25 protein-coding genes are annotated in these 23,291 nt (G+C 71.5%); 12 read left to right on the forward strand and 13 right to left on the reverse strand.

What is annotated here, in order from left to right:
• Positions 1 to 66: 66 nt before the first annotated feature.
• From KBY90_RS09495 to KBY90_RS09510, 4 genes are all read left to right on the forward strand, one after another.
• A complete protein-coding gene (locus tag KBY90_RS09495) occupies positions 67 to 1,635 on the forward strand; it encodes a carboxypeptidase M32 (RefSeq protein ID WP_254968352.1) in 1,569 nt (522 codons plus the stop codon).
• A 71-nt stretch (positions 1,636 to 1,706) separates the two neighbouring features.
• Positions 1,707 to 2,306 (forward strand): inorganic diphosphatase, encoded by a 600-nt coding sequence (locus KBY90_RS09500; protein WP_254968354.1) that lies wholly within the window; start codon positions 1,707 to 1,709, stop codon positions 2,304 to 2,306.
• A gap of 39 nt (positions 2,307 to 2,345) precedes the next feature.
• Positions 2,346 to 2,909, forward strand: a complete 564-nt coding sequence (locus KBY90_RS09505; protein ID WP_254968355.1) for a L,D-transpeptidase — start codon at positions 2,346 to 2,348, stop codon at positions 2,907 to 2,909.
• Positions 2,910 to 3,059: 150 nt separating this feature from the next.
• On the forward strand, positions 3,060 to 3,251 hold the full coding sequence (locus tag KBY90_RS09510) for a hypothetical protein (protein ID WP_254968356.1): 192 nt from the start codon (positions 3,060 to 3,062) through the stop codon (positions 3,249 to 3,251).
• On the opposite strand, the gene KBY90_RS09515 is transcribed toward KBY90_RS09510, so the two are convergent.
• From KBY90_RS09515 to rpoD, 4 genes are read right to left on the reverse strand one after another with little or no spacing between them, the layout of a single operon-like run.
• Complete coding sequence (locus tag KBY90_RS09515; RefSeq protein WP_254968357.1) at positions 3,232 to 5,205, reverse strand: chloride channel protein; 1,974 nt, start codon at positions 5,203 to 5,205, stop codon at positions 3,232 to 3,234. The genes KBY90_RS09510 and KBY90_RS09515 overlap by 20 nt on opposite strands.
• On the reverse strand, positions 5,180 to 6,142 hold the full coding sequence (gene hemC, locus KBY90_RS09520) for a hydroxymethylbilane synthase (protein ID WP_254968358.1): 963 nt from the start codon (positions 6,140 to 6,142) through the stop codon (positions 5,180 to 5,182). Before hemC ends, KBY90_RS09515 begins: the two co-directional genes overlap by 26 nt.
• A 60-nt stretch (positions 6,143 to 6,202) precedes the next feature.
• Positions 6,203 to 6,628: a DUF1824 family protein gene (locus KBY90_RS09525; RefSeq protein ID WP_254968359.1), complete on the reverse strand. Its 426-nt coding sequence runs from the start codon at positions 6,626 to 6,628 to the stop codon at positions 6,203 to 6,205.
• Positions 6,625 to 7,929, reverse strand: coding sequence for an RNA polymerase sigma factor RpoD (rpoD, locus tag KBY90_RS09530; RefSeq protein WP_254968360.1), 1,305 nt, complete (start codon positions 7,927 to 7,929; stop codon positions 6,625 to 6,627). Before rpoD ends, KBY90_RS09525 begins: the two co-directional genes overlap by 4 nt.
• 420 nt (positions 7,930 to 8,349) lie before the next feature.
• Here rpoD and priA point away from each other — a divergent pair, with 420 nt between their 5' ends.
• A complete protein-coding gene (priA, locus tag KBY90_RS09535; protein ID WP_254968361.1) occupies positions 8,350 to 10,644 on the forward strand; it encodes a primosomal protein N' in 2,295 nt (764 codons plus the stop codon).
• 7 nt (positions 10,645 to 10,651) lie between these two features.
• Here the strand turns inward: priA and KBY90_RS09540 are convergent, their stop codons facing one another.
• Genes KBY90_RS09540 through KBY90_RS09550 form a run of 3 tightly spaced genes read right to left on the reverse strand, consistent with a single transcriptional unit; the run spans position 10,652 to position 13,379 of the window.
• Positions 10,652 to 11,818, reverse strand: coding sequence for a DUF3153 domain-containing protein (locus tag KBY90_RS09540; protein WP_254968362.1), 1,167 nt, complete (start codon positions 11,816 to 11,818; stop codon positions 10,652 to 10,654).
• A gap of 48 nt (positions 11,819 to 11,866) precedes the next feature.
• Entirely contained in the window at positions 11,867 to 12,763 is an 897-nt protein-coding gene (argB, locus tag KBY90_RS09545) for an acetylglutamate kinase (protein ID WP_254968363.1), read from the reverse strand.
• A 58-nt stretch (positions 12,764 to 12,821) separates the two neighbouring features.
• Positions 12,822 to 13,379 carry a DUF2854 domain-containing protein gene (locus tag KBY90_RS09550; RefSeq protein ID WP_254968364.1) on the reverse strand — a complete coding sequence of 186 codons (558 nt, stop codon included), beginning with the start codon at positions 13,377 to 13,379 and terminating at the stop codon, positions 12,822 to 12,824.
• 22 nt (positions 13,380 to 13,401) lie between these two features.
• Between KBY90_RS09550 and KBY90_RS09555 the strand changes: the two genes are divergently transcribed.
• Entirely contained in the window at positions 13,402 to 13,611 is a 210-nt protein-coding gene (locus tag KBY90_RS09555; protein WP_254968365.1) for a hypothetical protein, read from the forward strand.
• A gap of 24 nt (positions 13,612 to 13,635) precedes the next feature.
• On the opposite strand, the gene KBY90_RS09560 is transcribed toward KBY90_RS09555, so the two are convergent.
• Entirely contained in the window at positions 13,636 to 14,103 is a 468-nt protein-coding gene (locus tag KBY90_RS09560) for a single-stranded DNA-binding protein (protein WP_254968366.1), read from the reverse strand.
• Positions 14,104 to 14,135: 32 nt separating this feature from the next.
• Here KBY90_RS09560 and KBY90_RS09565 point away from each other — a divergent pair, with 32 nt between their 5' ends.
• Positions 14,136 to 15,023, forward strand: coding sequence for a precorrin-6A/cobalt-precorrin-6A reductase (locus KBY90_RS09565; protein WP_254968367.1), 888 nt, complete (start codon positions 14,136 to 14,138; stop codon positions 15,021 to 15,023).
• Positions 15,024 to 15,037: 14 nt separating this feature from the next.
• Positions 15,038 to 15,367, forward strand: coding sequence for a divalent-cation tolerance protein CutA (gene cutA, locus KBY90_RS09570; protein WP_254968368.1), 330 nt, complete (start codon positions 15,038 to 15,040; stop codon positions 15,365 to 15,367).
• Here cutA and KBY90_RS09575 read toward each other — a convergent pair.
• From KBY90_RS09575 to KBY90_RS09590, 4 genes are all read right to left on the reverse strand, one after another.
• The gene (locus KBY90_RS09575) at positions 15,325 to 16,347 is read right to left on the reverse strand and encodes an adenosine kinase (RefSeq protein WP_254968369.1); all 1,023 of its coding nucleotides are present in this window, start codon (positions 16,345 to 16,347) and stop codon (positions 15,325 to 15,327) included. The two genes, cutA and KBY90_RS09575, sit on opposite strands and share 43 nt — an antisense overlap.
• A gap of 22 nt (positions 16,348 to 16,369) precedes the next feature.
• Positions 16,370 to 17,689 carry an adenylosuccinate synthase gene (locus tag KBY90_RS09580; protein ID WP_254968370.1) on the reverse strand — a complete coding sequence of 440 codons (1,320 nt, stop codon included), beginning with the start codon at positions 17,687 to 17,689 and terminating at the stop codon, positions 16,370 to 16,372.
• A 75-nt stretch (positions 17,690 to 17,764) separates the two neighbouring features.
• A complete protein-coding gene (gene psb27 / locus KBY90_RS09585) occupies positions 17,765 to 18,196 on the reverse strand; it encodes a photosystem II protein Psb27 (RefSeq protein WP_254968371.1) in 432 nt (143 codons plus the stop codon).
• 65 nt (positions 18,197 to 18,261) lie between these two features.
• Positions 18,262 to 20,091 (reverse strand): proline--tRNA ligase, encoded by a 1,830-nt coding sequence (locus KBY90_RS09590; protein WP_254968372.1) that lies wholly within the window; start codon positions 20,089 to 20,091, stop codon positions 18,262 to 18,264.
• Positions 20,092 to 20,398: 307 nt separating this feature from the next.
• Here KBY90_RS09590 and KBY90_RS09595 point away from each other — a divergent pair, with 307 nt between their 5' ends.
• Positions 20,399 to 20,788 (forward strand): resolvase, encoded by a 390-nt coding sequence (locus KBY90_RS09595; RefSeq protein ID WP_396122562.1) that lies wholly within the window; start codon positions 20,399 to 20,401, stop codon positions 20,786 to 20,788.
• Between the two features lie 373 nt (positions 20,789 to 21,161).
• Entirely contained in the window at positions 21,162 to 21,686 is a 525-nt protein-coding gene (locus KBY90_RS09600; RefSeq protein WP_254968373.1) for an inorganic diphosphatase, read from the forward strand.
• Here KBY90_RS09600 and KBY90_RS09605 read toward each other — a convergent pair.
• A complete protein-coding gene (locus KBY90_RS09605; protein ID WP_254968374.1) occupies positions 21,683 to 22,423 on the reverse strand; it encodes a class I SAM-dependent methyltransferase in 741 nt (246 codons plus the stop codon). The two genes, KBY90_RS09600 and KBY90_RS09605, sit on opposite strands and share 4 nt — an antisense overlap.
• 83 nt (positions 22,424 to 22,506) lie before the next feature.
• On the opposite strand from KBY90_RS09605, the gene KBY90_RS09610 reads away from it, so the two are divergent.
• On the forward strand, positions 22,507 to 22,869 hold the full coding sequence (locus KBY90_RS09610; protein ID WP_254968375.1) for a 2Fe-2S iron-sulfur cluster-binding protein: 363 nt from the start codon (positions 22,507 to 22,509) through the stop codon (positions 22,867 to 22,869).
• 60 nt (positions 22,870 to 22,929) lie between these two features.
• Positions 22,930 to 23,283: an arsenate reductase family protein gene (locus KBY90_RS09615; protein ID WP_254968376.1), complete on the forward strand. Its 354-nt coding sequence runs from the start codon at positions 22,930 to 22,932 to the stop codon at positions 23,281 to 23,283.
• Positions 23,284 to 23,291 lie beyond the last annotated feature (8 nt).

Raw genomic sequence — 23,291 nt, forward strand, 5'->3', positions numbered from 1 at the left:
CGGCCACCGCGGATCCCAGGTGCGCCTCCAGCCTCGTCATGCTGGTGCCCAGCACCTCACCCTGTGATGTCCCAGCCGGGAAAGGCTCTCGATCGGCTGCAGAGCCACCTGCACCACACCCGTCTGCTCGGCTCCATCAGCAGCACCCTCTACTACGACCAGAACACCGTGATGCCCCCGGCGGGGGCCGCCTGGCGTGGGGAGCAGCTGGCCCTGCTGGCCAGCCAGCTGCACGAGCGCCAGAGCAGTGAGACCTACGCCGATCTTGTGGCCGCCGCGGAGGCCGAGGTCAGCGCCGACGCGCCCCTCCCCCTGCGCCGCAACCTCCAGCTGCTGCGCCTGGAGCTGGAGCGCCAGCGCTGCCTCGATCCGGCCCTGGTGCAGGCCCTGGCGATGGCCCAGTCGCGCGGCAATGCGGTGTGGCAGCACGCCCGCAGCCGCAACGACTTCCCGGCCTTCGCCCCCGCGCTCGAGGAGCTGATCGATCTGCGCCGCCGCCAGGCGGCCCAGCTGGCGGCGGCCGAGCCGGTGGCCCGCAGCCCCTGGGAGATCCTGGCCCAGCCGTTCGAGCCCGACGTGAGCAAGGCACGGCTGCAGGCGCTCTTCGACCCGCTCGAGGCGGCCATCCCGCCGCTGCTGGAGCGGGTCGCCGCTGCCGAAGAAGCTGGGCCCGCTGGCGCAGTGCCTGCCGGCACGGACGGATCCAGCGACCGCACTGGTTCGCTCGATCTTCCGGAAAGCCTGCAGGAGCAGCTCTGCGCCGAGCTGCTGGAGAGCTGGGGCTACGACGCCAGCCGCTGCCAGCGCTCCCGCTCCGCCCATCCCTTCTCCTGCACGGTGGGGCCGGCCGACTTCCGCATCACCACCCGGGTGGTGCCGAACCAGCCCTTCTCCGCCTTCCTGGCCACCGCCCACGAGTGGGGCCATTCCCTCTACGAACAGGGTCTGCCCCGGGGGGACGACCACTACTTCCCCTGGCCCCTGGGGGAGGCCACCTCGATGGGCGTGCATGAGTCCCAGTCGCTGTTCTGGGAGTGCCGGGTGGCGCGGGGCCGCGCCTTCGCCGAACGCTGGCATCCGCGCTTCAGCGCCGCCCTGGGCCGCGATCCCTGGGGCGGCGCGGCGTCGTTCTGGCGCCAGCTCAACCCCCTGCGGCCCGGACCGATCCGGGTGGAGGCCGACGAGCTCAGCTACTGCCTGCACATCGTGCTGCGCTTCGAGCTGGAACTGGCGCTGCTGGAGCAGGACATGCCGGTGGCAGAGCTCCCGGATGCCTGGAACCGGCGCCTGCAGGAGCTGCTCGGCATCAAGCCGGCCAGCGACGCTGAGGGCTGCCTGCAGGACATCCACTGGGCCGAGGGGTTGTTCGGCTACTTCCCCTCCTATGCCCTCGGTCACCTGATCAGCGCCCAGCTGGCCGAGGCGCTGGAGGCCGGGATCGGCCCCATCGATGGGCACGTGGCCGCCGGCGATGAGGCGGCGCTGCAGGCGTGGCTGGCGCAGCAGGTGTGGCCCCTGGGCCGCAGCGTCAACGGCGAGGAGCTGGTGGAGCGCGTCAGCGGCAGAGCCCTCGGCGCCGGGCCGTTTCTCGCCTATCTGGAGAACAAGGTGGGCCGCCTGCTCGAGGGCGGCTGAAGCCGGCGGCGGCAGGGAAGAAAGCGCGCCGGCGCACTCCTTAGGATGCGCCGCTCCCCACGACCCGCTTCATGGCGAACATCGACCACGCACCAAGCCGCACGATGCTCAATCTGCTGCACGTGCTGCCGGCCTTCGCCGATGAAGCGGACCTGCGGCTGAACGCGATCGTCGAGCTCAACTCGATGACGATCAACAAGTACGAGCTGATCACCGAAACGGGCCACCTCAAGCTCGACCGCGTCGGCTACTCGTCCCTGGCCTACCCCTTCGCCTACGGCTGCATCCCCCGCACCTGGGACGAGGACGGCGACCCCCTCGACATCGAGATCGTGGGCGTGACCGAACCGCTGATCCCCGGCTCCCTGGTGGAGGCACGCATCATCGGCATCATGAAGTTCGACGACGGCGGCGAGGTGGACGACAAGGTGATCGCCGTGCTGGCCGATGACAAGCGCATGGACCACATCACCAGCTACACCCAGCTCGGTGAGCACTGGCTGAAGGAAACCCAGTACTACTGGGAGCACTACAAGGACCTCAAGAAGCCCGGCACCTGCCGCGTGAACGGCCTCTTCGACGCCGACGAGGCCGTGCGGGTGATCAAGACCTGCGAAGCCCGCTACAACAGCGAGATCGACCCCAAGCTGGTCGACGGACCCACCGCCTGAGGCGGCCTTCTCAATCCGATCCCACCCACCAGCAGCGCCATGGCCCGCCGGACCTTCCGCCTCCAGCCCCGTCTGACGCCCCTGATGGCCCTGCTGCTGGGGAGTGCCCTGATGGCCGCGGGACCCGCCGGGCATGCTGCCGACGAACCGGCAGGGGCAGGGGCCGAAACGGCCGCGGCGCCCGCTCCACCGGCGGTGCTCAGCCGGGAGATCGTGCTGGAACTGGGCCGGCGCCAGATCTCCCTGGTGGAGGAGGGGAAGGTGCTGGGCAGCTGGCCCGTGGCCATCGGCGACCCGCGCACCCCCACCCCCACGGGGCGCTTCGTGGTCGAGAACAAGGTGCTGAACCCGATCTACCAGAGCACCTCCAGCGGCAAGGTGAACAACAAGGTGGGTCCCCAGGCCCCCCTCGGTGACCGCTGGATCGGCTTCAAGCAGAGCGGGCTCAATCAATACGGCATTCACGGCACCCCCGACGCCTGGTCCTGGACCGTCACCTCCAGGGCGGCGGTCTCCAACGGCTGCGTGCGCATGCTCACGCCCCACGTGCGCCAGCTGTTCGATCAGGTGGAGGTGGGTACTCCGGTGATCGTCAGACCCTGATCCGGGAGCTGCACCGGGAGCGGATCGCCAAGCCGGTCCTTCCGGTTTGTTTCACAACCCGGAAGACTTCCTGCAGTCCGCCGGCCTGACGGTTGTGGTGGGACCTGCAGCCCTTAGCTTTGCCCCTTCAACGCCCAGCACCGCTCCGGCATGGTCAGCGACCAACCCCACCACCACGAGGGAGCCGCCACGCCCAGCACGGTGCTGAAGTGGTCCAGCGACGGCGAACTCTCCGCCATCGACCTGCAGCGGCTGGTGGATCGGCTGCAGCAGACCGATCCGGTGGCCGAAGCCCTGCTGCATCCCTCCCACTTCGCGGCCCTCAATCCCGGGTCCTGCTGACCCGCCGGGCCAGGGCCCGCGCCAGTCCATCGCGGCTGGCCAGACCGCACAGGGCGCTCACCGGCAGGCCGCCAGCCGGCAGTCCGTGGGGCAGCACCGGCACACCTGCACCGGGGAGATCGAACACCGGCAGCTGGCGCAGACCACTGGGACGCAGCTGATCTTCGAGCTGCACCAGATGGGCGGCCAGGGGCAACCAGATCAGCTCCGAGCGGCGGCAGTCCCCCAGCCGGATGCCGGAGCCGGTTCCGTCGTCGCTCGGCCCGTCGTCCCGGGCCGAGAGCAGGCGCTGCAGATCCGGGAGGGTGACCAGGGCCACCACCCGGGACCCCTCACGCACCAGCAGACAGTGGCCGCGGGCCTCCACCAGGTGGTCGAGGGCTTCCAGAGCGGCGCAGTCGCTGGGCAGCACCAGCGGCTGCTCGGGCTCCAGCGCTTCGGCCAGGGGCACCGCGGCCAGCTGGCGGCGGCGCCGCTCCTCGGCCACGTCGGGACCCAGCAGGCCTGGGTCGCTGAGGCCTTGCCAGCGTTCCACCAGCGCCGCGCTGAGCCCGGCTGCGGCCATCAGCGGCAGCACGATGCGGATGTCGCGGGTGAGCTCGAACAGCAGCAGCAGCGCCGAGAGCGGTGCCCGGGCACTGCCGGCCAGCACCGCCGCCATGCCCACCATGGCGTAGGCGGGCGGTTCCGCCACCGACAGACCCAGGCCGCCGTCCCCCAGCAGCTGGCCGTAGCAGTTGCCCAGCACGGCGCCCAGCACCAGGGCGGGCGCGAAACCGCCGCCCACGAACCCGGTGGCGGAGCTGATGGCGGTGGCCAGCAGTTTGGCGCCGAGCAGCAGCAGCAGCCCCAGCAGCGGCACGCCGCCATCGCGCCCCAGCAGGGCTTCGATGGTGTCGTAGCCCACCCCCAGCACCTGGGGAAAAGCCAGGGCCAGCACGCCCACCACGGCACCACCGAGGGCGGTGCCCACGCCGGCAGGCAGCAGCGCCAGCCAGCGCTGGAAGCGGGCGCTGCGGCCCAGCGCCAGAGCCAGCAGCAGCAGCAGTGAAAGGCCGCTGGCCAGCAGACCGAGCCCCAGGTAGAGCGGCAGCTCCAGGAGGGAGCGCACCTCATAGGCGGGCAGGCGCAGGATGGGCGCATCGCCCAGCAGCAGCTGCGTCACCAGGGTGGCGCTCACGGCCGCCACCAGCACCGCCCGCAGGCTGGGCCGCCCCTGGATCGTGCTGAAGCTGCCTTCGAAGGCGAAGAACACCCCGGCGATCGGGGCCTTGAACCCTGCCGCCAGGCCGGAGGCCACCCCGGCGGCCACCAGGGCCTTCTGGCTCTGGGGGGCCAGACGGGCCCGCTGCGCCAGCCAGAGGCCCACATTGCCGCCGCTCTCCACGCTGGGCCCCTCCGGCCCGAGGGATGCGCCGCTGCCCAGGCTTACCGAGGCGGCCAGCAGGCGCTGGAACGGCAGCCGGGGCGCGGCCGGCGCGGCCCCATCCGCCATCGCCATCAGGCTGGGAAGGCCCGGACCCAGATCAGGGGTCCAGCGGCGCAGCACACCCACCACGAGTCCCCCCAGGGTCGGCACCACCAGCACCGGCCAGAGCTGGAGCCAGTCGGGCAGGCCCGAGGCGGGCGGCGGCAGTTCAGGCAGGGCCGGTGGGGGCGGCAGATAACCCAGACCGCCCAGGCCGATCTGGAGCAGAACCGCCAGTGGTGTGCTGCGCTCCAGCGGCGGCAGCGGGGGCGGAGCGGGGGGGGGCTGCGACTGCCCCAGCGTCAGCAGGGTTTCCACGAACGGCCCGAACAGGGCGCTGTTGATCAGTCCCACCAGCTCGTGGAAGGCGACCACCGCCAGGCCGGTGAGCAGGCCCACGAGCCCGGCCCAGGCCAGCAGGTTCCACTGGAAGGGCAGCCCGGCCGCAGGGGCGGGCGGCTCAGGCCTCGGGCCGGACGCTGGCAAAGATCTCCTCCAGGATCTCCCCGGCGCCCTGCTCCCGCAGCTTGCCGGCCAGGGCGATGCCGATGGCCTCGGGATCGCCCTCGGGGCCCCGGGCCTCGTCGCGGATCAGGCGCAGGCCATCGAGGCTGGCCACCATGCCGGTGAGCACCAGTTCGGCCGTCTCACCCTCGCCGTCGAAGCGGGTGTTCACGCCGATCGGCACCTGGCAGCCGCCCTCCAGCTCGCGCAGGAAGGCGCGCTCCGCCAGGCAGCGGCGGGCGGTGGGGATGTGCTCGAGCACCTTGATCTGTTCCAGCACGGCGGCGTCGCCGTCGCGGCACTCGATGCCCAGGGCACCCTGGCCCACGGCATGCAGGGAGATGGAGGGGTCGATCAGCTCATGAATGCGGTCGCCCAGACCCAGCCGCCCCAGGCCGGCCGCGGCCAGGATCAGGCAGTCGAAGGCGCCGGAATCGAGCTTCTCGAGACGGGTGATCACGTTGCCGCGCACGTCCTTGAAGGTGAGGTGCGGGAAGTGGTGGCGCAGCTGAGCCAGGCGCCGCAGGGAGCTGGTGCCCACCACCGAACCCTCCGGCAGGGTGGCCAGGGTCTTGTCGCTGTGCTTCGCGTGCACCACCAGGGCATCGGCGGGGTCTTCCCGTTCGGTGATGCAGCCCAGCATCAGGCCCTCGGGCAGGTTGGTGGGCAGGTCCTTGAGGCTGTGCACGGCGATGTCAGCCTGATCCACCAGCATCTGGGCCTCCAGCTCCTTGGTGAACAGACCCTTGTCGCCGATCTTGGCCAGGGCCACATCGAGGATCTTGTCGCCCTGGGTGGCCATCGCCTCGATGCTGATCTGCAGGCCGGGGTGGGCCTTGGCCAGTTGGTCGCGCACCCAGTGGGTCTGCACCATGGCCAGCTGGCTGCGGCGGGAGGCGATTCGCAGGGTCGGTGCCATGGCAGGCGATTCACAGCCGGCCAGCCTAAGGAGCCGCTCGCTCATCCCTGGCCGCCGCTGTCACAAAGAGGCGGTGGGCGGGGCGCCGGCCCCGGCGAACAGGTCCAGGGGCAGGGGACCCCAGGTGTCCTCGACATCGGGGTCGGCGGGACTGTGGCCGGTGATCAGCAGACCAACCCCCAGGCCGGTTTCACGCCGCACCAGAAAGCGGCGGGTGGTCTGGTTGCCCTTGAGGAACACCGGTCCCTCGATCGTCTGCAGCGCCTCCCCCGCCGGATCGAGCTGCAGCGGCGCCCAGCCCAGGGCCGTCTCCAGCTGCCGCAGACAGAGCACGGCAGCCTCTGCCGAGGGCGCCATCACCCCCACGGTGAACCAGTCGCAGCGTGCCAGCAGCGGCTGGAGCTCGGCCCGCAGGCCGGCACGGGCGGCGGCATCGAGATCCGGTGCGCTGCGCAGGCCCCGCAGGGCCGCCAGGCCCTGACTCACTTGATGTACTCCTTGAGCACGCCGTTGCGGTTGGGGTGGCGCAGCTTGCGCAGGGCCTTGGCCTCGATCTGGCGGATGCGCTCGCGGGTCACATCGAAGATCTGGCCGATCTCCTCGAGGGTCTTCATGCGGCCGTCATCGAGGCCGTAGCGCAGGCGCAGCACATCGCGCTCGCGGGGGCTGAGGGTGGCCAGCACGCCCTCGAGGTCTTCCCGCAGCAGGTTCTTGGCCACGTCCTGCTCGGGGTTCTCGATGTCTGCCTCGATGAAGTCGCCGAGGCGGGAGTCCTCCTCCTTGCCGATCGGCGTCTCCAGGGAGATCGGCAGCTGGGCGCTCTTGGCGATGAAGCGCAGCTTCTCGATGGTCATCTCCATCGATTCGGCGATCTCCTCCTCGGTGGGCTTGCGGCCGAATTCCTGGGAGAGGGTCTTGGTGGTCTTCTTGATCCGCGAGATCGTCTCGTAGAGGTGCACCGGCAGGCGGATGGTGCGCGACTGGTCGGCGATGGCGCGGGTGATCGCCTGGCGGATCCACCAGGTGGCGTAGGTGGAGAACTTGTAGCCCTTCTCGTGGTCGAACTTCTCGGCGGCGCGGATCAGGCCGAGGCTGCCTTCCTGGATCAGGTCCTGGAAGCTCAGGCCCCGGTTCATGTACTTCTTGGCGATCGACACCACCAGGCGCAGGTTCGACTGCACCATCTTTTCCTTGGCCCGGCGGCCGAGCATCAGGCGGCGGCGGAACTTGATGGTGGGCATCTCCACCAGCGCCGCCCACTCCTTGGTGTCGGGCTGGCGGCCATGGTCGGATTCGAACTGGGCGGCGATCTCCTCGAGCTGCAGCAGGTCGGCGATCTTGCGGGCCAGCTCGATCTCCTCGTCCGGGCGCAGCAGGCGGATGCGGCCGATCTCCTGCAGGTACACCCGGATGGAGTCTTCCGTGTAGACGCCCTTGGGGCCCACCTTGATGCTGGCCAGGGCCTTGGCGGCCTTGTCGTCGTCCTTGGCCGCGGCGCCGCCCACCTCGTCGCCGGCGGTGGGCGCCGCAGCGGCCTGCGCCAGCAACTGATCGGCAGCCTGATCAAGATCGGCCGGCGACCCCGCCGCAGCGTCTGCGGCCTTGGCCCTGGTGGCCCTGGTGGCCTTGGTGGAGGTGCTGGCGGCCTTCGCGGGCTTGGCGCGGCCCGTGGCGGCCTTGCCGGCGGCAGGCTTGGCTTTCGGCGTCACCACAACCTCATCACCGGCCGCCGTGGCCACCTTGAGGATCTCAACAGCGGACTTGGACTTGGTGGCGGCAGGGCTCATCGAAGAAGGAGACAGACGGGGGGACAAAGACGCAGGCGGAGCACGCTCGCTGGCGCAGGGATCGCAGGGTTCGCACCCTGGTCAGAAGCTCAGGCGGTGCGCTGGCTCACGCATTCGCAGGCGGAACTGGGCCGCCCGGAACCGGAGTGTTCTGCCGATCCTGCGCCCGGGACGGTTGCAGAACCCTGGAACAGACGCAGAAAACCTGAGAACGCTGGAGAGCCTGGAGAACGGGACAGGGGGGTGGCGGTGGCCGCGACAGGATCGGCAGGGGTGGTCGCAGACCGGAGATGCTGGACGCCAGCAGAGGCCATGGGCGGCCTGAACCTGACGAATTCTTCGGGTCTTCCCTCTGGACGGAACTCTGTCGGGTTCCGACGGCAGTGATTGAACTGCCCAACGCCCCCATCCTATGAAGCGATGGTGAGCACCGCAAGCACATCCACGCCCGGCTGGCTCCAGATCTGGGTGGAGGCGGGCCGGGAAGGCCAGGTGTTCACCTACGCCAATCCCGCCTGTCTGCCTCTGGCCATCGGCGATCTGGTGGAGGTGGGTCTGCAGGGCAGGCGCCACGCGGGCCTGGTGGTGGACGCGCTCTGCGCATCGCCGCCGGAGATGGCGGGCCGGCGCCTGCAGCCGGTGCACCGGCTGCTGCAGCCGGCCGCCGTGGACGGCAGCTGGCAGCGGCTGATCACGGCCGTGGCGGATCGCTGCCACACCAGCCGCTTCCGGACCCTCAAGAGCGCACTGCCGCCCGGCTGGCTGGGCCAGCGGCGCCCCGGCCATCGCACCGCCCCGGCCCCGATCTGGTACCTGCGGGTCCGTGAACCCCGGCCTGCCGGCAGCGAGGAGCACCTCAGCCAGCGCCAGCGGGATCTGCTGGCGCACCTGCGCCGGGCCGGAGCCCCCCTGCCGCTGCGCAGCGTCTGCGGGCGCGAGGGCTTCAGCCGCTCGGTGCTCCATGCGCTGGAGCGGCGCGGACTGGTGGACCGGGAGCGGGGGCCCGCCGAGCCGGCGGGCGTGGAGGGATGGAGCATCGGCGCCAGGAACGGCAACGCCCTGGCGCCACCACCGCCCCAGCCGGCGGTGCCCCCCCGCCAGCTCACGGCAGCCCAGGAGGAGGCTCTGGCGGCGATCGACAGCGCCCCAGCCGGCCAGGCGCTGCTGCTCTGGGGCGTGACCGGAGCGGGCAAGACGGAGGTGTATCTGCAGGCGGCGGCCCGCAGCCTGGGGCGGGGCCGCAGCGTGCTGATCCTGGCCCCGGAGATCGGGCTGATCCCCCAGCTGCTGGACCGCTGCCGCGAGCGCTTCGGGGCGCGGGTGGTGGAGTTCCACAGCGGCATGGGCGATGGTGCCCGGGTGGCCACCTGGCGGCGCTGCCTGAGCGGCACCCCGCTGCTGGCCGTGGGCACGCGCTCGGCGGTGTTCCTGCCCCTGCCGGCCCTGGATCTGATCGTGCTCGACGAGGAACACGACAGCTCCTACAAGCAGGAGAGCCCCATGCCCTGCTACCACGCCCGCGACGTGGCACGGCTGCGGGCGCGCCTGTGCGGCGCCCGCCTGCTGCTGGGCAGCGCTACCCCCGCACTGGAAACCTGGCTGGCCTGCCGGGACCCGGACGCCGACACGCGCCTGCTGCGCCTGCCCCAGCGCATCGGCGGGCGCCCCCTGCCGCCCGTGCGGGTGGTGGACATGCGTCAGGAGCTGGCCGAGGGACACCGCCGGCTGCTCAGCCGGCCGCTGCTCGATCGTCTCAGCGCCATCCGCGCGCTGGGGGAGCAGGCCGTGGTGCTGGTGCCGCGCCGCGGCTACCACGCCTTTCTGAGCTGCCGCAGCTGCGGCGAGGTGGTGCTCTGCCCCCACTGCGACGTGGCCATGACGGTGCACCGCTCGCGGGGCGGGCGGGAGTGGCTGCGCTGCCACTGGTGCGACCACCGCGCCGAGCTGGGCGAACGCTGCGGCCACTGCGGCTCCACCGCCTTCAAGCCCTTCGGCGCCGGCACCCAGCGGGTGATGGACCAGCTGATGGCGGAGCTGGAGGGCCTGAGGGTGCTGCGCTTCGACCGCGACACCACCCGCGGCCGGGACGGCCACCGCCTGCTGCTGGAGCGCTTCGCCGCCGGTGAAGCGGATGTGCTGGTGGGCACCCAGATGCTGGCCAAGGGGATGGACCTGCCCCGGGTGACGCTGGCGGCGGTGCTGGCGGCCGACGGCCTGCTGCACCGGCCGGACCTGCGGGCCGGCGAGCAGAGCCTGCAGCTGCTGCTGCAGCTGGCGGGCCGGGCCGGCCGGGGCGAGCGGCCCGGAGAGGTGCTGGTGCAGACCTACAGCCCGGAGCATCCGGTGATCCGCCATCTCGTCGATGGCCGCTACGACCGCTTCCTGGCGGAGGAACTGGAACTGAGGCGCCACGGCGGGCTGGTGCCGTTCAGCCGTGCCTGCCTGCTGCGCTTCAGCGGCCCCAGCGCCTCGGCCACGGCCACGGCGGCGGCGTCCGTGGCCGAGAGCATCCTGCCGGCGGCGGGGCGGCAGGGCTGGTGCGTGATCGGACCCGCCCCGGCCCCCGTGGCCCGGGTGGCGGGCCGCAGCCGCTGGCAGCTGCTGCTGCACGGTCCAGCGGCGAGCACCCTGCCGCTGCCGCCGGAGGCGGAGCTGCGGCGGATGCTGCCGGCCTCCGTGGGCCTGGCGATCGACCCCGACCCGCTGGTGCTCTGAGCCGGCTTCAGGCGGGCAGCTCGGGCCAGCCGAAGCCGAGGCGCCTGCGCAGGCCGGCCAGCAGCAGCACCAGGGCAAGACCCAGGCCGATCGCCACGGCCCCCAGACCCAGCGGGCTCCAGCGCCAGCAGCGCAGCTGCAGCTGATTGAGCCGGCCCGGACGCAGTGGCCAGCGCAGCTCCGGACCCGGCTGGTCGCGCACCGCGGGCAGCACCTGCACCGGCTCCGGGACGGCCCACCGCACGGCCTGTCGCCGCAGGGGGCGGAGATCCACGGCCAGGGCCACGCCGGGCACCGCGCCGGCGTCCCGCAGGTCGAACTCCAGCGCCAGCTCCTGGCGGACGCCCACCAGCCAGTTGGTCTCCCGCCACTGCCACAGGGGTGGTGGCAGGGACACACCGGCCAGCCGGGCCGCCGCGGTGGCGCTGGCGGCCAGGGTCTCCAGCGTGTCGGCGGCCGGCTGCATGCGCCCCTCGAGCCGGTCCACGCGGCCCTGCCGCCCGGAGGCCAGGGCCGGCCGCAGTCCCAGCTCCTGCAGCAGCCCGGCGAACTGGCGCTGCCACGGTCCCGGCGACTGCCCCTGCGCGGGGCTCAGCTCTTCCACCAGCTGCAACCGCCCGGGAGCCCCGAACTGCAGCTCGGCCCGCACCTCGACGCAGCCGGCCAGCAGCAGGGTGAGCAGCGTCAGCACCAGCACCACTGCCGCGAGTCCCACCGGAGCCCGGGTGGGGCCCACCGGCGGCGGCGGTGGTGGTGGTGGTGGGCCTGCCGGTCCGGCGCGGCGGGAGCGCTGGCGGAGGGAGCCGGCGATCGGAGCCGTCTCACCGAGCTGCGGCAACGTCAGCGACCACTCCCGCGGCCGCTGGAGGGAGGGTGCCTCGAGCACCTCGAGCAGCTCCCGGGCCTGCAGCCGCAGGGCAGGGTCGGCGCAGCGCCGGGCCTGGTGGCAGCAGGCCAGGGCGGCGGCGCTGTTGCCCTGGCCCATGCAGGCGGTGGCCATCAGCAGCTGCAGCTGGCCGCCCTGGGGGGTGGCCGGCGGATGGCGGCTCACCAGGGGCTCCAGCAACCGCAGCACCGTGCCGTAGTCACCACGGTCGAGGGCCTCGCGGGCGTCGGCGAAGGGGTCGGCGAAGAGATCCGGAGAGGGTTCAGCGGGGGAAGGCTCGAGATTCATCGCGCGCGCACCGGCTCTGCTCAGGTCCGTCTACTCCGTCCCGTCTACTCAGTTCCGCAGCCAGCGTTCACTGCCCACCACCATCGTGCCGATGCCGGCATCGGTGAACACCTCCAGCAGCAGGGCATGGGGCACACGGCCATCCACGATGTGCGCGGCCCCCACCCCCTGGGCCAGGGCACGGATGCAGCACTCGGTCTTGGGGGTCATGCCGCCCTCCACCACCCCCTCGGCGATCAGATCGCGGGCGCCCGCCAGGGTCACCTGGCGGATCAGCGAGGCGGGATCGTGGCGATCGCGCAGGATCCCCGGGGTGTCGGTGAGCAGGATCAGCTTCTCGGCCTGCAGGGCGGCCGCCAGCTCGCCGGCCACCGTGTCGGCGTTGATGTTGTGGGCCTGGCCCTCGCGGTCGGCGGCCACGCTGGAGATCACCGGGATGTAGCCGGCATCCAGCAGCGGGAAGAGCACGGCCGGATCCACGGCCTGCACCTCCCCCACCAGGCCGTGGTTGCCGTCGTCGTAGGTGCGGGCCACCACCAGGGAGCCGTCGCTGCCGCAGAGGCCCACGGCGCGGCCGCCGACGGTGTTGATGCCGTTGACGATGTGCTTGTTGACGCGGCCCACAAGCACCATTTCCACCACGTCCATGGTTTCGGGGGTGGTGACCCGCAGGCCCGCCTTGAACTGGGGCTGGATGTTGAGCCGACCCAGCCAGTCGTTGATCTCCGGACCGCCCCCATGCACCACTACCGGCCGCACCCCCACCGAGGCCAGCAGCACCAGATCCCGGTAGACGGCGTCGCGCAGGTCGGCCCGGGCCATCGCCGCCCCGCCGTATTTCACCACCACCCGGCGGCCCGAGAAGCGCTGGATGTAGGGCAGGGCCTCACTGAGCACCGAGACGCGCAGGGCATCGGTGCGGCTGATGGCGGGATCGGAGCTCAAGGCAGCAGGGGGAATCGGGGGGTGATGGGCCCATGATCGGCCCCGCAGGCCCCGCGGCTCAGCCGGCGGGCGCCGGGACCGGCTGGGGCAGCAGCGTGAGCTGGAGTCCGTCCTCCCCCAGGGGCTCCAGGTCGGCCACCAGGCCGGCACCGAAGAAGCGGCCGAGGCGGTCGCGACGCTCCTGCCAACGCTCGTAGGACACCGCGCCGCAGCGGAAGCGCAGACGCAGGCCATAGCCCCCGTCATGCTCCAGCTCCTCGACGCTGAGCAGCTGGGGAGGGTTGTCCTCGTCCCAGAGCTTGAGCACCTCCAGGGAACTCTCCAGGTGGGCCTTCTGGCCGTAACGCCAGCGCAGCACATCGGCCCGCAGCTTGCGCAGGGGCTCGCTCGCGGGCAGCTCCCGCAGGGTGCGGAAGCGATCGGGGGGCGTGAGCCGCTCGGGTGGGGGCAGTTCGGACGACTTCAGCGCCAGGCCACCGAGCAGGATCGGGATGCCGTAGAAGATCGTCGGCAGGCTGAGATTGGGGTTGCCGCTGGCGTAACCGATCCAGCCGATCACCGAGAGAACCGCACCGGCCAGCGTGACCAGGCTGCCGGGCGAGAGAAGTGCTTGCATGACGTCATCTTCCTGCATGCCCATGGCCGACGCGACCCCACCCGAGGCGACACCTGGGGCCGCCTCCAGCGCGGCGGAGCTGGTGCGCCAGCTGCAGGCCGACCGCCTCTGGCTGCTGCGTCACATCGACAGCGGCGCCTGGCCCCAGTGGCGGCTGGATCTGGCGGCCCTGGAGCGGGAACTGGGCGAACTCCTCGACCGGGTGGGGGAGCATCCCCAGGCGCAGGACTGAACCGTGGCCGGCGCCGCCGCGCGATCAGAAGGGAATCTCGTCCTCACCCTCCGGCAGGTCGGGCACCAGGGGAGCGGCATTCCAGCTGGGGGCGGGGCTGGGACTGGGGCTGGCCAGGGGCTGGGGTGCGGCGGATCTGGCGGGGGCCGGAGCGGTGCCGCCCGCCTGGGCCGCGGCCGTGAATGCCGGCGCGGACAGGGGATGCAGCCGGGCGAGGGTGAACTCGGCCCGCTTCTCCTTGATGCCGTCCGCGCGGGTCACGGTGTTCATGCGCAGACGGCCTTCCAGCACCAGGCGCTGGCCGGGCTGGACGCGGTTCTGGAGGTCCTGGGCCAGGTTGCCCCAGCCCACCACCTTGAGCTGGCCCGGCGGGTCGTCGGGCCGGAGCCCCTCCACCTGCACGAGCATCTCCGCCACCGGCGTCTGGTTGTCCTGGGTGTAGCGGACCTGGGGCGCCTCGAGCACGTCGACTTCCAGAAGACAGTGATTCACGCCCGCTGACCCTCGCAACGCCGCCCATCCTGATGCACGATCCCCCGGCCCGGCCGCAGCCCGGGCGGCTCTGGCTGTTCAGCGGCACGGGAACCGGCCCACCGCTGGCGGCGCGCCTGCTGGCCCTGGGCTGGCGGGTGCGGGTGAGCGTGGTCACCGGCGCCGCCGCCCGGAAGTATCCCGACGATCCGGCCCTGGAGCTGCAGGTGGGGCCGCTGGGCGGAGCCGCCCGGCTGACCGGCGAGCTGCAGCGGGCCCAGGCGCAGGGGCAACCCTTCCGGGTGGTGGTGGACGCCACCCATCCCTTCGCCAGCCGCATCCAGCACGAGCTGGCCGAGGGCAGTGCCGCCGCGGCGGTGCCGCTGCTGCGGCTGGAGCGGGACATGGAGATGGCGGCAGCGGAGCCGGCCGGGCCCCATGGCGGGGACTGCCGGCTGAGCGGCGGGGGAGTGGGCGGTGGAGGCGCGGTTGAGGAGCTCGCCGATCTGGGGGCCCTCAGGGCCGTGCCGCTGGCCGGCAGCCGGCTGCTGCTGGCGATCGGCTCGCGCCACCTCGCCGAGGCCCTGCGCTGCAGCCCCGGCGCCCTGCATCACGCCCGGGTGCTGCCCCATCCGCAGGCCCTGAGGCTGGCCCTCGCAGCCGGCGTGCCCCCCCACCGCCTGGCCCCCCTGCACCCCCGACCGCCCGGCGAGCCGACGGAGCGGGATGAGGGGGGCGTGGAGGCGGCGCTGGTGCGGCGCTGGGGCATCGCGGTGATCCTGGCGCGGGCCTCGGGGCCACCCAGCGAAACCCTCTGGCGCCGGGTGGCAGCCACCGAGGGCTGCCGGCTGCTGCTGCTGCGCAGGCCGCAGCTGCCGCGCACCACACCTGGTCTCGATGCCGAGGCCCTGCTGCGGACCCTGGCAGCCTGGAACGACTGATCCACGCAGCCGTGATGCCTGAGGACGCCGATCTGGTGCTGGTGCTCACCACCGAGGCCGATCAGGAGCGGGCCGAAGCTCTGGCCCGGGCGGTTCTGGAGCGGCGGCTGGCGGCCTGTGTGGCCCTGCAGCCGCTCACCTCGCTTTACCACTGGCAGGGTGAGCTGCAGCGCGGCGCCGAGGTGCAGCTGCTGATCAAGACCCACCCCGCCAGCCTGGAGCCCCTGCGGCAGGCGGTGGTGGCGCTGCACAGCTACACGACACCGGAGTGGATCTACTGGCCGGCGCGCTGCAGCGGCGGCTACGGCGCCTGGCTGGCCGAGGGCTGCTGCCAGCCCAGGTGACGGCAGGCCAGCTCGCGCAGGTCCACCTGGCTGCGGGGGCCGAGCTGGGTGACCACCTGGCCGGCGCAGAGAGAGGCCAGCCGGCCGCAGCTGAGCAGGTCCCTGCCCTGGGTGTAGGCGTGCAGGAAACCGGCGGCGTAGAGGTCACCGGCACCGGTGGTGTCCACCAGGGGGCCCAGCGTCACCGCCTCGATCGGGTGGCTCTCGTCACCGGCGAGCACCAGCGATCCCGCCTCGCTGCGGGTGAGGGCGGCCACCCGGCAGCGGCCGCGCACCTGCTCCACCGCCTCGGCGAAGCTATTGGCGCGGTAGAGGGCGGTGATCTCCATCTCGTTGGCGAACAGCAGGTCAACGTGACCGTCCACCAGCTCCTGGAAGCTCTCGCGGTGCCGCTCCACGCAGAACGCGTCGGACAGGCTCAGGGCCACCTCACCGCCGTGGGCCCGGGCCACCTCGGCGGCCGCGATGAAGGCCCGCTTGGCGGCATCGCTGTCCCAGAGGTAGCCCTCCAGATAGAGCACCCGGGCTCGGGCCACCATCTCCAGATCGAGGTCGGCCGGATCCAGACCCACAGAGGCCCCCAGGTAGGTGCACATGGTGCGCTGGGCATCCGGCGTGACCAGGATCAGGCAGCGGGCCGTGGCGGGGCCGGCCGTGGCGGGCGGGGTGTCGAAGTGGGCTCCGGTCGCGCGGATGTCATGGGCGAAGATTCCGCCCAGCTGATCGTCGCGGACGCGGCCGATGAAGCCGGCCCGGCCGCCCAGCTGGGCGATGCCGGCCAGGGTGTTGGCGGCCGAGCCGCCCGAGGTCTCCAGACCCGGCCCCACGCTCCCGTAGAGCCGCTGGGCCTGCTGCTCGTCCACCAGGGTCATGGTGCCCTTGGTGAGCCCGTGGTCGCCCAGGAAGCGTTCCTCCGCGTGCACGAGCACGTCGACGATGGCGTTGCCGATGCCGACGACGTCCAGGTTTTTGGCGGTCATGGAATGGACTGGGCAGGGTGGATCAGGCGCTGAGCAGGGCCCGCTTGGGTCCGTGGATGGGATCCTCCACCACGATCGTCTGGTCACGGCCAGCGCCCAGCGACACGATCGCGATCGGCACCTCCATGAGCTCGGCGAGGAAGCGCAGGTAGCTCATCGCCGTGGCCGGCAGATCCTCCAGCGCGCGGCAGTCGGCCGTGGAGGACTGCCAACCGGGGAGGGTCTGGTAGATGGGTCGGCAGCGGGCGAAGTCCTCGGCGCTGCTGGGGAAGTGTTCGATGCGGCGGCCATCGAGCTCGTAGGCCACGCACACCTGGATCTCGTCGAGTTCATCGAGCACGTCCAGCTTGGTGATGGCCAGACAGTCCAGACCGTTCACCTCCACCGCATAGCGTCCGATCACACCGTCGAACCAGCCGCAGCGGCGCCGGCGGCCGGTGGTGGTGCCGTACTCGCCGCCCCGGTCACAGAGGTGGTCGTTGAGGCTCCCCTCCAGTTCGGTGGGGAAGGGCCCCTCGCCCACCCGGGTGGTGTAGGCCTTGGCCACGCCGATCACCCGGTCGATCAGGGTGGGGCCCACGCCGGCGCCGATGCAGGCGCCGCCGCTCACCGGGTTGGAGGAGGTGACGTAGGGATAGGTGCCGTGATCGAGGTCCAGGAGGGTGCCCTGGGCGCCTTCGAAGAGGATGTTCTTGCGGGCCCGCGCCGCTTCGTGAATGGCCCGCGTGCAGTCCACCACGTGGGGCGCGAGCCGCTCGCCGTAGCCCACGTACTCCGCCACCACCGCCTCGAAATCGATCGGCTCGAGGCCGTAGAGCTTCTGGAGAATCTCGTTCTTCTCGGCCAGGGGGCCGGCCAGGCGCTCCCGCAGCCGCTGCTCGTCCAGCAGGTCGATGATGCGGATGCCGTTGCGCTCCGACTTGTCGGCATAGGTGGGACCGATGCCGCGGCCGGTGGTGCCGATGCGCCGGGCGCCGCGCCGCTGCTCCATCGCCTGATCCAGCAGGCGGTGGTAGGGCATGGTCACGTGGGCGGTGGAGGCGAGCCTCAGGCCCGTCACCTCGATGCCCAGCTCGAGCAGCATGTCGAGCTCGCTGAGCATCACCCGGGGATCGACCACCGTGCCCGAACCGATCAGGCAGGTGGTGTCGGGGTAGAGGATTCCGGAGGGAATCAGGTGCAGCTTCAGCACCCGGTCGTCCACCACGATCGTGTGGCCGGCGTTGACGCCGCCCTGATAGCGCACGACCACGTCGGCCGAACGACTCAGGAGATCGGTGATCTTGCCCTTGCCCTCGTCACCCCACTGCGCACCGATGACGACGACGTTGGCCAAGGACACGGCGGCCCGAAGCCGCTTGTGAGCACAAGCGAAGAGCCTCTCATCCTGCGGGGGAGTTCGTAAAGGGCGGCGGGATCAGGCCCCGCGCACCACCCCGCGCTCCGCCTTCTGCAGCTCCTTGGTCACCCGTTCGCGCAGGGCCTCGGGGACGGGGCGGTTGGGGTAGTTGGCGTAGTGCCCGGCCAGGGAGTTGAGGGCGGTCTGCATGGTGGTGAACGACGCCAGTCCATTGACCGCCGGCCGGGGGCGGTAGCGGGCCATGTAGTCGTTGATCAGACCACGGGCGCGGGTCTCCGCCTCCCCCCGGCCCGGGTCGTCAGCGCCCAGGGCGATGGTGGCGATCAGGCTGTCGGCGACGGCCACGGTGTCGTCCACGTAGTTGCCGCTCAGGCTGGAGGCACCGCTGCAGGCCCCGAGCAGCAGACAGCCCACCAGCGCCAGGGCCGCCAGGGCCCTCCCCCAGCGCTCACACCACTGCTGGAGCGACAGGGAGAGGGCGGCGGCCATGGCAACGATGCGGGTGCCTGGATCCTAGGGATGGTGCCTGCCGGCGGCCTTGCGGACGGGTCGGCTCAATCCTCGAGCAGGCCGCGCCTCTGGCGCCGGATCCGGGGCAGCAGATGGTCGACCAGGGCGTCGGCCGGCAGATCCAGAGACCCCTCCCCGGCGCGCTCCACCAGTTCGACACGCCCCTCGGCGGCGCCGCGGCCCACCACCACCCGCCAGGGGATGCCGAGCAGGTCGCCATCCTTGAACTTCAGCCCGGCGCGCTCGGGCCGGTCGTCCAGCAGCACCTCGACGCCGGCCTCCTCCAGCCGGGCCTGGAGGTGCTCGGCCAACTCCGCCTGAACCGCATCGGCAGCGTTGGCCGGCACCACCAGCACCTCGAAGGGGGCGATGGCCAGGGGCCAGCAGATGCCGTTGGCGTCGTGATGCTGCTCCACGGCCGCCTGGGCCAGCCGCGACACCCCGATGCCGTAGCAGCCCATCCAGAACGGCTCGCTGCTGCCGGTCTCGGTGGTGAAACAGGCCTCCATGGCGGTGGAGTACTTACGGCCCAGCTGAAAGATGTGGCCCACCTCGATGCCCCGGGTGGCCTCCAGCCTCTGGTCGGCGTCGTGGCAGCAGCGATCCCCGGGCTGGGCCGCCCGCAGGTCGACCACATCGGGCTGCAGCTCCAGGCCGCTCCAGCTGGCCCCCACCAGGTGCTGATCGGTCTGGTTGGCCCCGCAGACGAAGGCCTCGAGCTCCGCGGCCGTGGGATCCACCAGCCGCAGGAAGCCCCGGGCCCAGCTGCGCCCGCCGGCCAGCAGCCGGTCGTCGAGCTGAGGGCCCAGGTAGCCGAAGGGGAGCTGGGGCAGGTCCTGGGCCGCGAGGAGCTCGGGGGTGATGGCAGACAGGTCCAGCAGCGCCCCGTGCTCCGCCCCGAGGCGGGCGCTGACGGCGTTGGCCAGCTTCACGTCGTTGAGCTGCTGATCGCCGCGCAGCGCCACCAGCAGGGGCTGGCCGGCACCGTCCTCGAAGCGCGCCAGCAGCAGCAGCACCTTCACCACCTGGCTGGGATCGAGGCCGTGGCCGGCGCAGAGCTGCTCGATCGTGGCCTCACCGGGGGTGGCCAGGGGCTCGCCGGCGCCGCCGCGGCGCAGACCACCGGGCAGAGGCCGGGCAGCGGTCGGCAGCGACACCGCCCGCTCCTGATTGGCCGCATAGCGGCCATCGGGACTGGCCAGAATCAGATCCTCACCGGCTTCGGCGGTGACCATGAATTCCTGGCTGGCGGAGCCGCCGATCGCGCCGCTGTCGGCTTCCACCGCCACCGCCCGCAGGCCGCAGCGGGCGAAGATGCGACGGTAGGCGCGGTCCATGGCCGCGTAGGCCTCCGCCAGGGAAGCCTCGTCGGCATGGAAGGAATAGGCATCCTTCATGATGAATTCGCGGCCGCGCATCAGCCCGAAGCGAGGGCGGATCTCATCCCTGAATTTGGTCTGAATCTGGTAGAGATTCACCGGCAGCTGCCGGTAGGAGCGCAGCAGATCGGCAGCCAGGGTGGTGATCACCTCCTCGTGGGTGGGCCCCAGGCCGAGCTCCCGTCCCTGACGGTCCTGGAGGTGAAACATGATGCCCTCGCCGGCGGTGTAGCCGGCCCAGCGGCCACTGCGACGCCAGAGGTCGGCCGGCTGCAGCTGGGGCAGCAAGGTTTCCAGAGCGCCGGCGGCGTCCATCTCCTCGCGCACCACCTGCGACACCTTGCGCAGCACCCGCCACATCAGCGGCAGATAGGCATAGATCCCAGGCGCCAGACGGCGGATGTATCCCGCCCTCAGGAGCAGCTTGTGGGAGGGAATCTCGGCTTCCGCCGGATCCTCCCGCAGCGTCACCAGCATCAGGCGGGAGACGCGCATGGGGGGTTGCGGCAACGGAGCGCGGAAGCTACCACTGCCTGGGAACCGGCCTCAGCCGACACCACCGGGAAAGCCCGAGCCTGCTAGGTTCGGACGCTGATCCCAATCGTCTCAATCGCGTCTCATGGCCACCAGCCCAGGCTTCTTCGATCCCCTGGGCCGCTCCCCGCATCTTCAGCCCGTTCCTGGCCAACCCCAATCCGTGCCTACCGCTCCATCCGGCAATGGCCACCAGTCCCCGGCCATCCACGCGGACAACGCCGCTGCATCGGCAGCGCGACCCACGGATGCCGGCACGGAAGGCTTGATCCTGACGCCGTCGGTGACCGCCGGCTCCGGTGAATCGGCCACCAGCCTGCTGGGCATCGATGAGGTGCAGAAGGCACTGAGCCGTTCGCGGGCTTCGGTGTACCGCTACACCAACACCGACCCGCGCAATCTCAACCCGGCGTTCAACCCGCGCAGGCTCAATCCCGAGTACCGCAGCGACCAGAAGGACCCCCTGCTCTTCCACCCCAACGAGGTGGCCCGCTTCGCCCGGGATGTGCTGCGCATCAAGGAGGTCACCGTCGAGGTGCTGAATTCACCCTCCACGGCCACCCAGCAGCTTCTCGGCGCCATTCTCGGCGAACTGCAGGCGATCCGGCTCCGGCTCGACCAGCTCGACCTCGACGCAGAGACCAGGTCCGCCGCCTGAGCCGGCCGGCGCTGCCCGGCCGGCAATCCGATGGTGCAGGCCCAGGTTGCGAGTGGCAGGATGGGTGGGTCTTGATGATCCGGATCCACCGGTTGTCCGGTGCCGCCACGGCCGCCGCCTTCCACGCGGCGCTCAGGCACCCACCCCATGACCATCGCCCTCAACCGAGACCACGCCGTGCCTGAGCGGTGCGGCAGTGATGCCGAGCCAGGCGCGCCTGAGTCACCCAGTGCCCAGACGGAAGACCCTTTCAGTCCGGGCCTGCTTCCCCTCCTGCACGCGCTCGGTGGCCTCATCGGCGTAATCGCCATCGTGCTGCCCTTCGCCACCGTTCTGGCCGCCCGACCTCCGTCCCCGGGACCCCACAGCCTTCATGGATCTGAGCCAGCTGCCGGCATCCCCAGCGCCCGGGCTCGTGAACCTGGTGGTGGAGATTCCGGCGGGCTCGCGCAATAAATACGAATACAACGCCAGCGCCGGTGTGATGGCTCTGGACAGGATCCTGCACTCCTCGGTGCGCTACCCCTTCGACTACGGGTTTGTGCCCAACACCCTGGCCGAGGACGGCTCCCCCCTCGACGCCATGGTGATCATGGAGGAGCCCACGTTCGCCGGCTGCCTGATCCGGGCACGGCCGATCGGCATCCTCGACATGGTGGACAGCGGGGCACGCGACGGCAAACTGCTGTGCGTGCCTGAGGCCGATGTCCTCAACCGGCAGGTGCGCTCGATCCGCCAGATCGGCAACACCCAGCTGGAGGAGGTGGCCGAGTTCTTCCGCACCTACAAGAGCATCGAAGGCCGCGTGATCGAGATTCTCGGCTGGCTGGATGTGGAGGCGGTGCCCGCCCTGCTGGAGCGCTGCGGCGAGGCTGCCACGCGCGACCAGGGCGGCTAGGCGGGCCGCTGCAGCAGGAAGCCCTCGTAGCCCAGGGCCTGGAAGATGCGGGCCGGGTCGCCGAATCCCGCCGCGTTCACCAGCGCCGTGAGCCGGGCCACGCCGATGGGATGCAGACCCTGGCCGAGGGCCGCCTGCCGGCTCGCCTGCTCGCTCAGGCCACTGGCCCGTTGAAAACCAAGCCAGGCAGCCTGCACCTGAGCCTGCAGCGGCGAGCGCTCCGGCGCCATCAGATCCACGAGCACAAGCTGACCTCCCGGCTCGAGGCTGCGGGCCAGGGCGGAGAGAAAGGCCAGCTTGGTGCCGTCATCGGGCAGGGACTGGAGCACCAGCACCGAGAGCGCACCGGCGTAGCAGCCTTCGGCGTGCAGCTCCTCCACGCGCGCCTGCTGCCACTGGATGGTGCCGTCGCCGAGGCGCCGCTGGGCCGCCTGCAGCATCGCCAGGGAGGGGTCGATGGCCGTGATCCGCCAGTCCGGCCTCTGGGCGCGGGCCTCCACCAGCTCGGCGCCGGTGCCGCAGCCCGCCACCAGCACCGCGGCGCCGTCCCGGCCGGCCCGGGGAGATGCCGTCAGCAGGGCCACCGAGAGACGGGCCAGGCTGGCGTACCCGGGGATCAGCTGCTGCACCACCAGGTCGTAGCCCTGGGTGTCGCTGAGCGGCGAATCGATGGCGGCGCCAGGGCTGTCGGGGCCACCGGGGGAGGGGGGCTGGGGCAGCGTCTGGTTCTCTCCCACGGGCTCGCAACAACTGGCGGCGATGCTAGGCATCGCCCCCCCTGAGGGCCTAAGTTTGGCGGCGCGTTCACCCCCCACCGGCCGTGCCCACCATCCGTTTCGAACAGGAAGGCCAGCAGGTCGGTTGCATCGAAGGCGCCAATCTCCGCAAGGCGGCCCTCGATGCCGGCATCAATCCCTACAAGGGTCTCAACAACCTCAACAACTGTGGCGGCCTCGGTCAGTGCGGCACCTGCGTGATGGAGGTGCTCGAGGGCATGCAGAACCTCTCACCCCGCTCTGATGTCGAAGAGGTGTATCTGGCCGATCGTCCCGCCAGCTACCGCCTCAGCTGCCGCACCAGCGTCAACGGCGATGTCACCGTGCGAACCCGGCCCGACGATGGAGTGGGCAAGGGCTCCAACAGCCTGGTGGGCGCCCTCAAGGCCCTGGTCGGACGCAAATGACGCCGGGCCTGGCCGGCCGCTCCTGACCGCTGGCCGTCACAGCCTCCCCTCGAAGCGCCGTTGAAGCTCTACAGCTATCCCCGTTGCGGAACCTGCCGCAAGGCCCTCGCCTGGTTGCGCAACCAGGGGCTATCGGTCGATCCGATCGACATCATCGACATCACCGTCCAGCCGCCTGAGCTCGAGGAGCTGGGCCTGGCACTCCAGCAGCTGGGCCGCCGGCGGCTGTTCAACACCAGCGGCCAGAGCTACCGCGCCCTCGGTGCCGCCGCCGTGCAGGCCATGGATGACGAGCAGGCACTGGCGGCCCTGGCGGCTGACGGCAAGCTGGTCAAGCGCCCCTTCCTGATTCACCGGGACCGGGTGCTCACCGGCTTCGATCCCGAGGAGTGGCAGCAACTGCTGCTGAGCTGAGGCCCGCT

The sequence above is a fragment of the Cyanobium sp. CH-040 genome (assembly GCF_024346135.1).
In the GTDB taxonomy this organism is placed as follows: domain Bacteria; phylum Cyanobacteriota; class Cyanobacteriia; order PCC-6307; family Cyanobiaceae; genus NIES-981.

What these genes read in the sequence shown, in the direction of transcription:
- KBY90_RS09565 (WP_254968367.1), top strand. Translation starts at nt 14,136, where the DNA reads ATGCACGATCCCCCGGCCCGGCCGCAGCCCGGGCGGCTCTGGCTGTTC.
- hemC (WP_254968358.1), bottom strand. Translation starts at nt 6,142, where the DNA reads ATGGCACCGACCCTGCGAATCGCCTCCCGCCGCAGCCAGCTGGCCATG.
- rpoD (WP_254968360.1), bottom strand. Translation starts at nt 7,929, where the DNA reads ATGAGCCCTGCCGCCACCAAGTCCAAGTCCGCTGTTGAGATCCTCAAG.
- KBY90_RS09555 (WP_254968365.1), top strand. Translation starts at nt 13,402, where the DNA reads ATGGCCGACGCGACCCCACCCGAGGCGACACCTGGGGCCGCCTCCAGC.
- KBY90_RS09510 (WP_254968356.1), top strand. Translation starts at nt 3,060, where the DNA reads ATGGTCAGCGACCAACCCCACCACCACGAGGGAGCCGCCACGCCCAGC.
- KBY90_RS09600 (WP_254968373.1), top strand. Translation starts at nt 21,162, where the DNA reads ATGGATCTGAGCCAGCTGCCGGCATCCCCAGCGCCCGGGCTCGTGAAC.
- KBY90_RS09540 (WP_254968362.1), bottom strand. Translation starts at nt 11,818, where the DNA reads ATGAATCTCGAGCCTTCCCCCGCTGAACCCTCTCCGGATCTCTTCGCC.
- cutA (WP_254968368.1), top strand. Translation starts at nt 15,038, where the DNA reads ATGCCTGAGGACGCCGATCTGGTGCTGGTGCTCACCACCGAGGCCGAT.
- KBY90_RS09550 (WP_254968364.1), bottom strand. Translation starts at nt 13,379, where the DNA reads ATGCAAGCACTTCTCTCGCCCGGCAGCCTGGTCACGCTGGCCGGTGCG.
- psb27 (WP_254968371.1), bottom strand. Translation starts at nt 18,196, where the DNA reads ATGGCCGCCGCCCTCTCCCTGTCGCTCCAGCAGTGGTGTGAGCGCTGG.
- KBY90_RS09505 (WP_254968355.1), top strand. Translation starts at nt 2,346, where the DNA reads ATGGCCCGCCGGACCTTCCGCCTCCAGCCCCGTCTGACGCCCCTGATG.
- KBY90_RS09575 (WP_254968369.1), bottom strand. Translation starts at nt 16,347, where the DNA reads ATGACCGCCAAAAACCTGGACGTCGTCGGCATCGGCAACGCCATCGTC.
- KBY90_RS09495 (WP_254968352.1), top strand. Translation starts at nt 67, where the DNA reads ATGTCCCAGCCGGGAAAGGCTCTCGATCGGCTGCAGAGCCACCTGCAC.
- priA (WP_254968361.1), top strand. Translation starts at nt 8,350, where the DNA reads ATGGTGAGCACCGCAAGCACATCCACGCCCGGCTGGCTCCAGATCTGG.
- KBY90_RS09500 (WP_254968354.1), top strand. Translation starts at nt 1,707, where the DNA reads ATGGCGAACATCGACCACGCACCAAGCCGCACGATGCTCAATCTGCTG.
- KBY90_RS09590 (WP_254968372.1), bottom strand. Translation starts at nt 20,091, where the DNA reads ATGCGCGTCTCCCGCCTGATGCTGGTGACGCTGCGGGAGGATCCGGCG.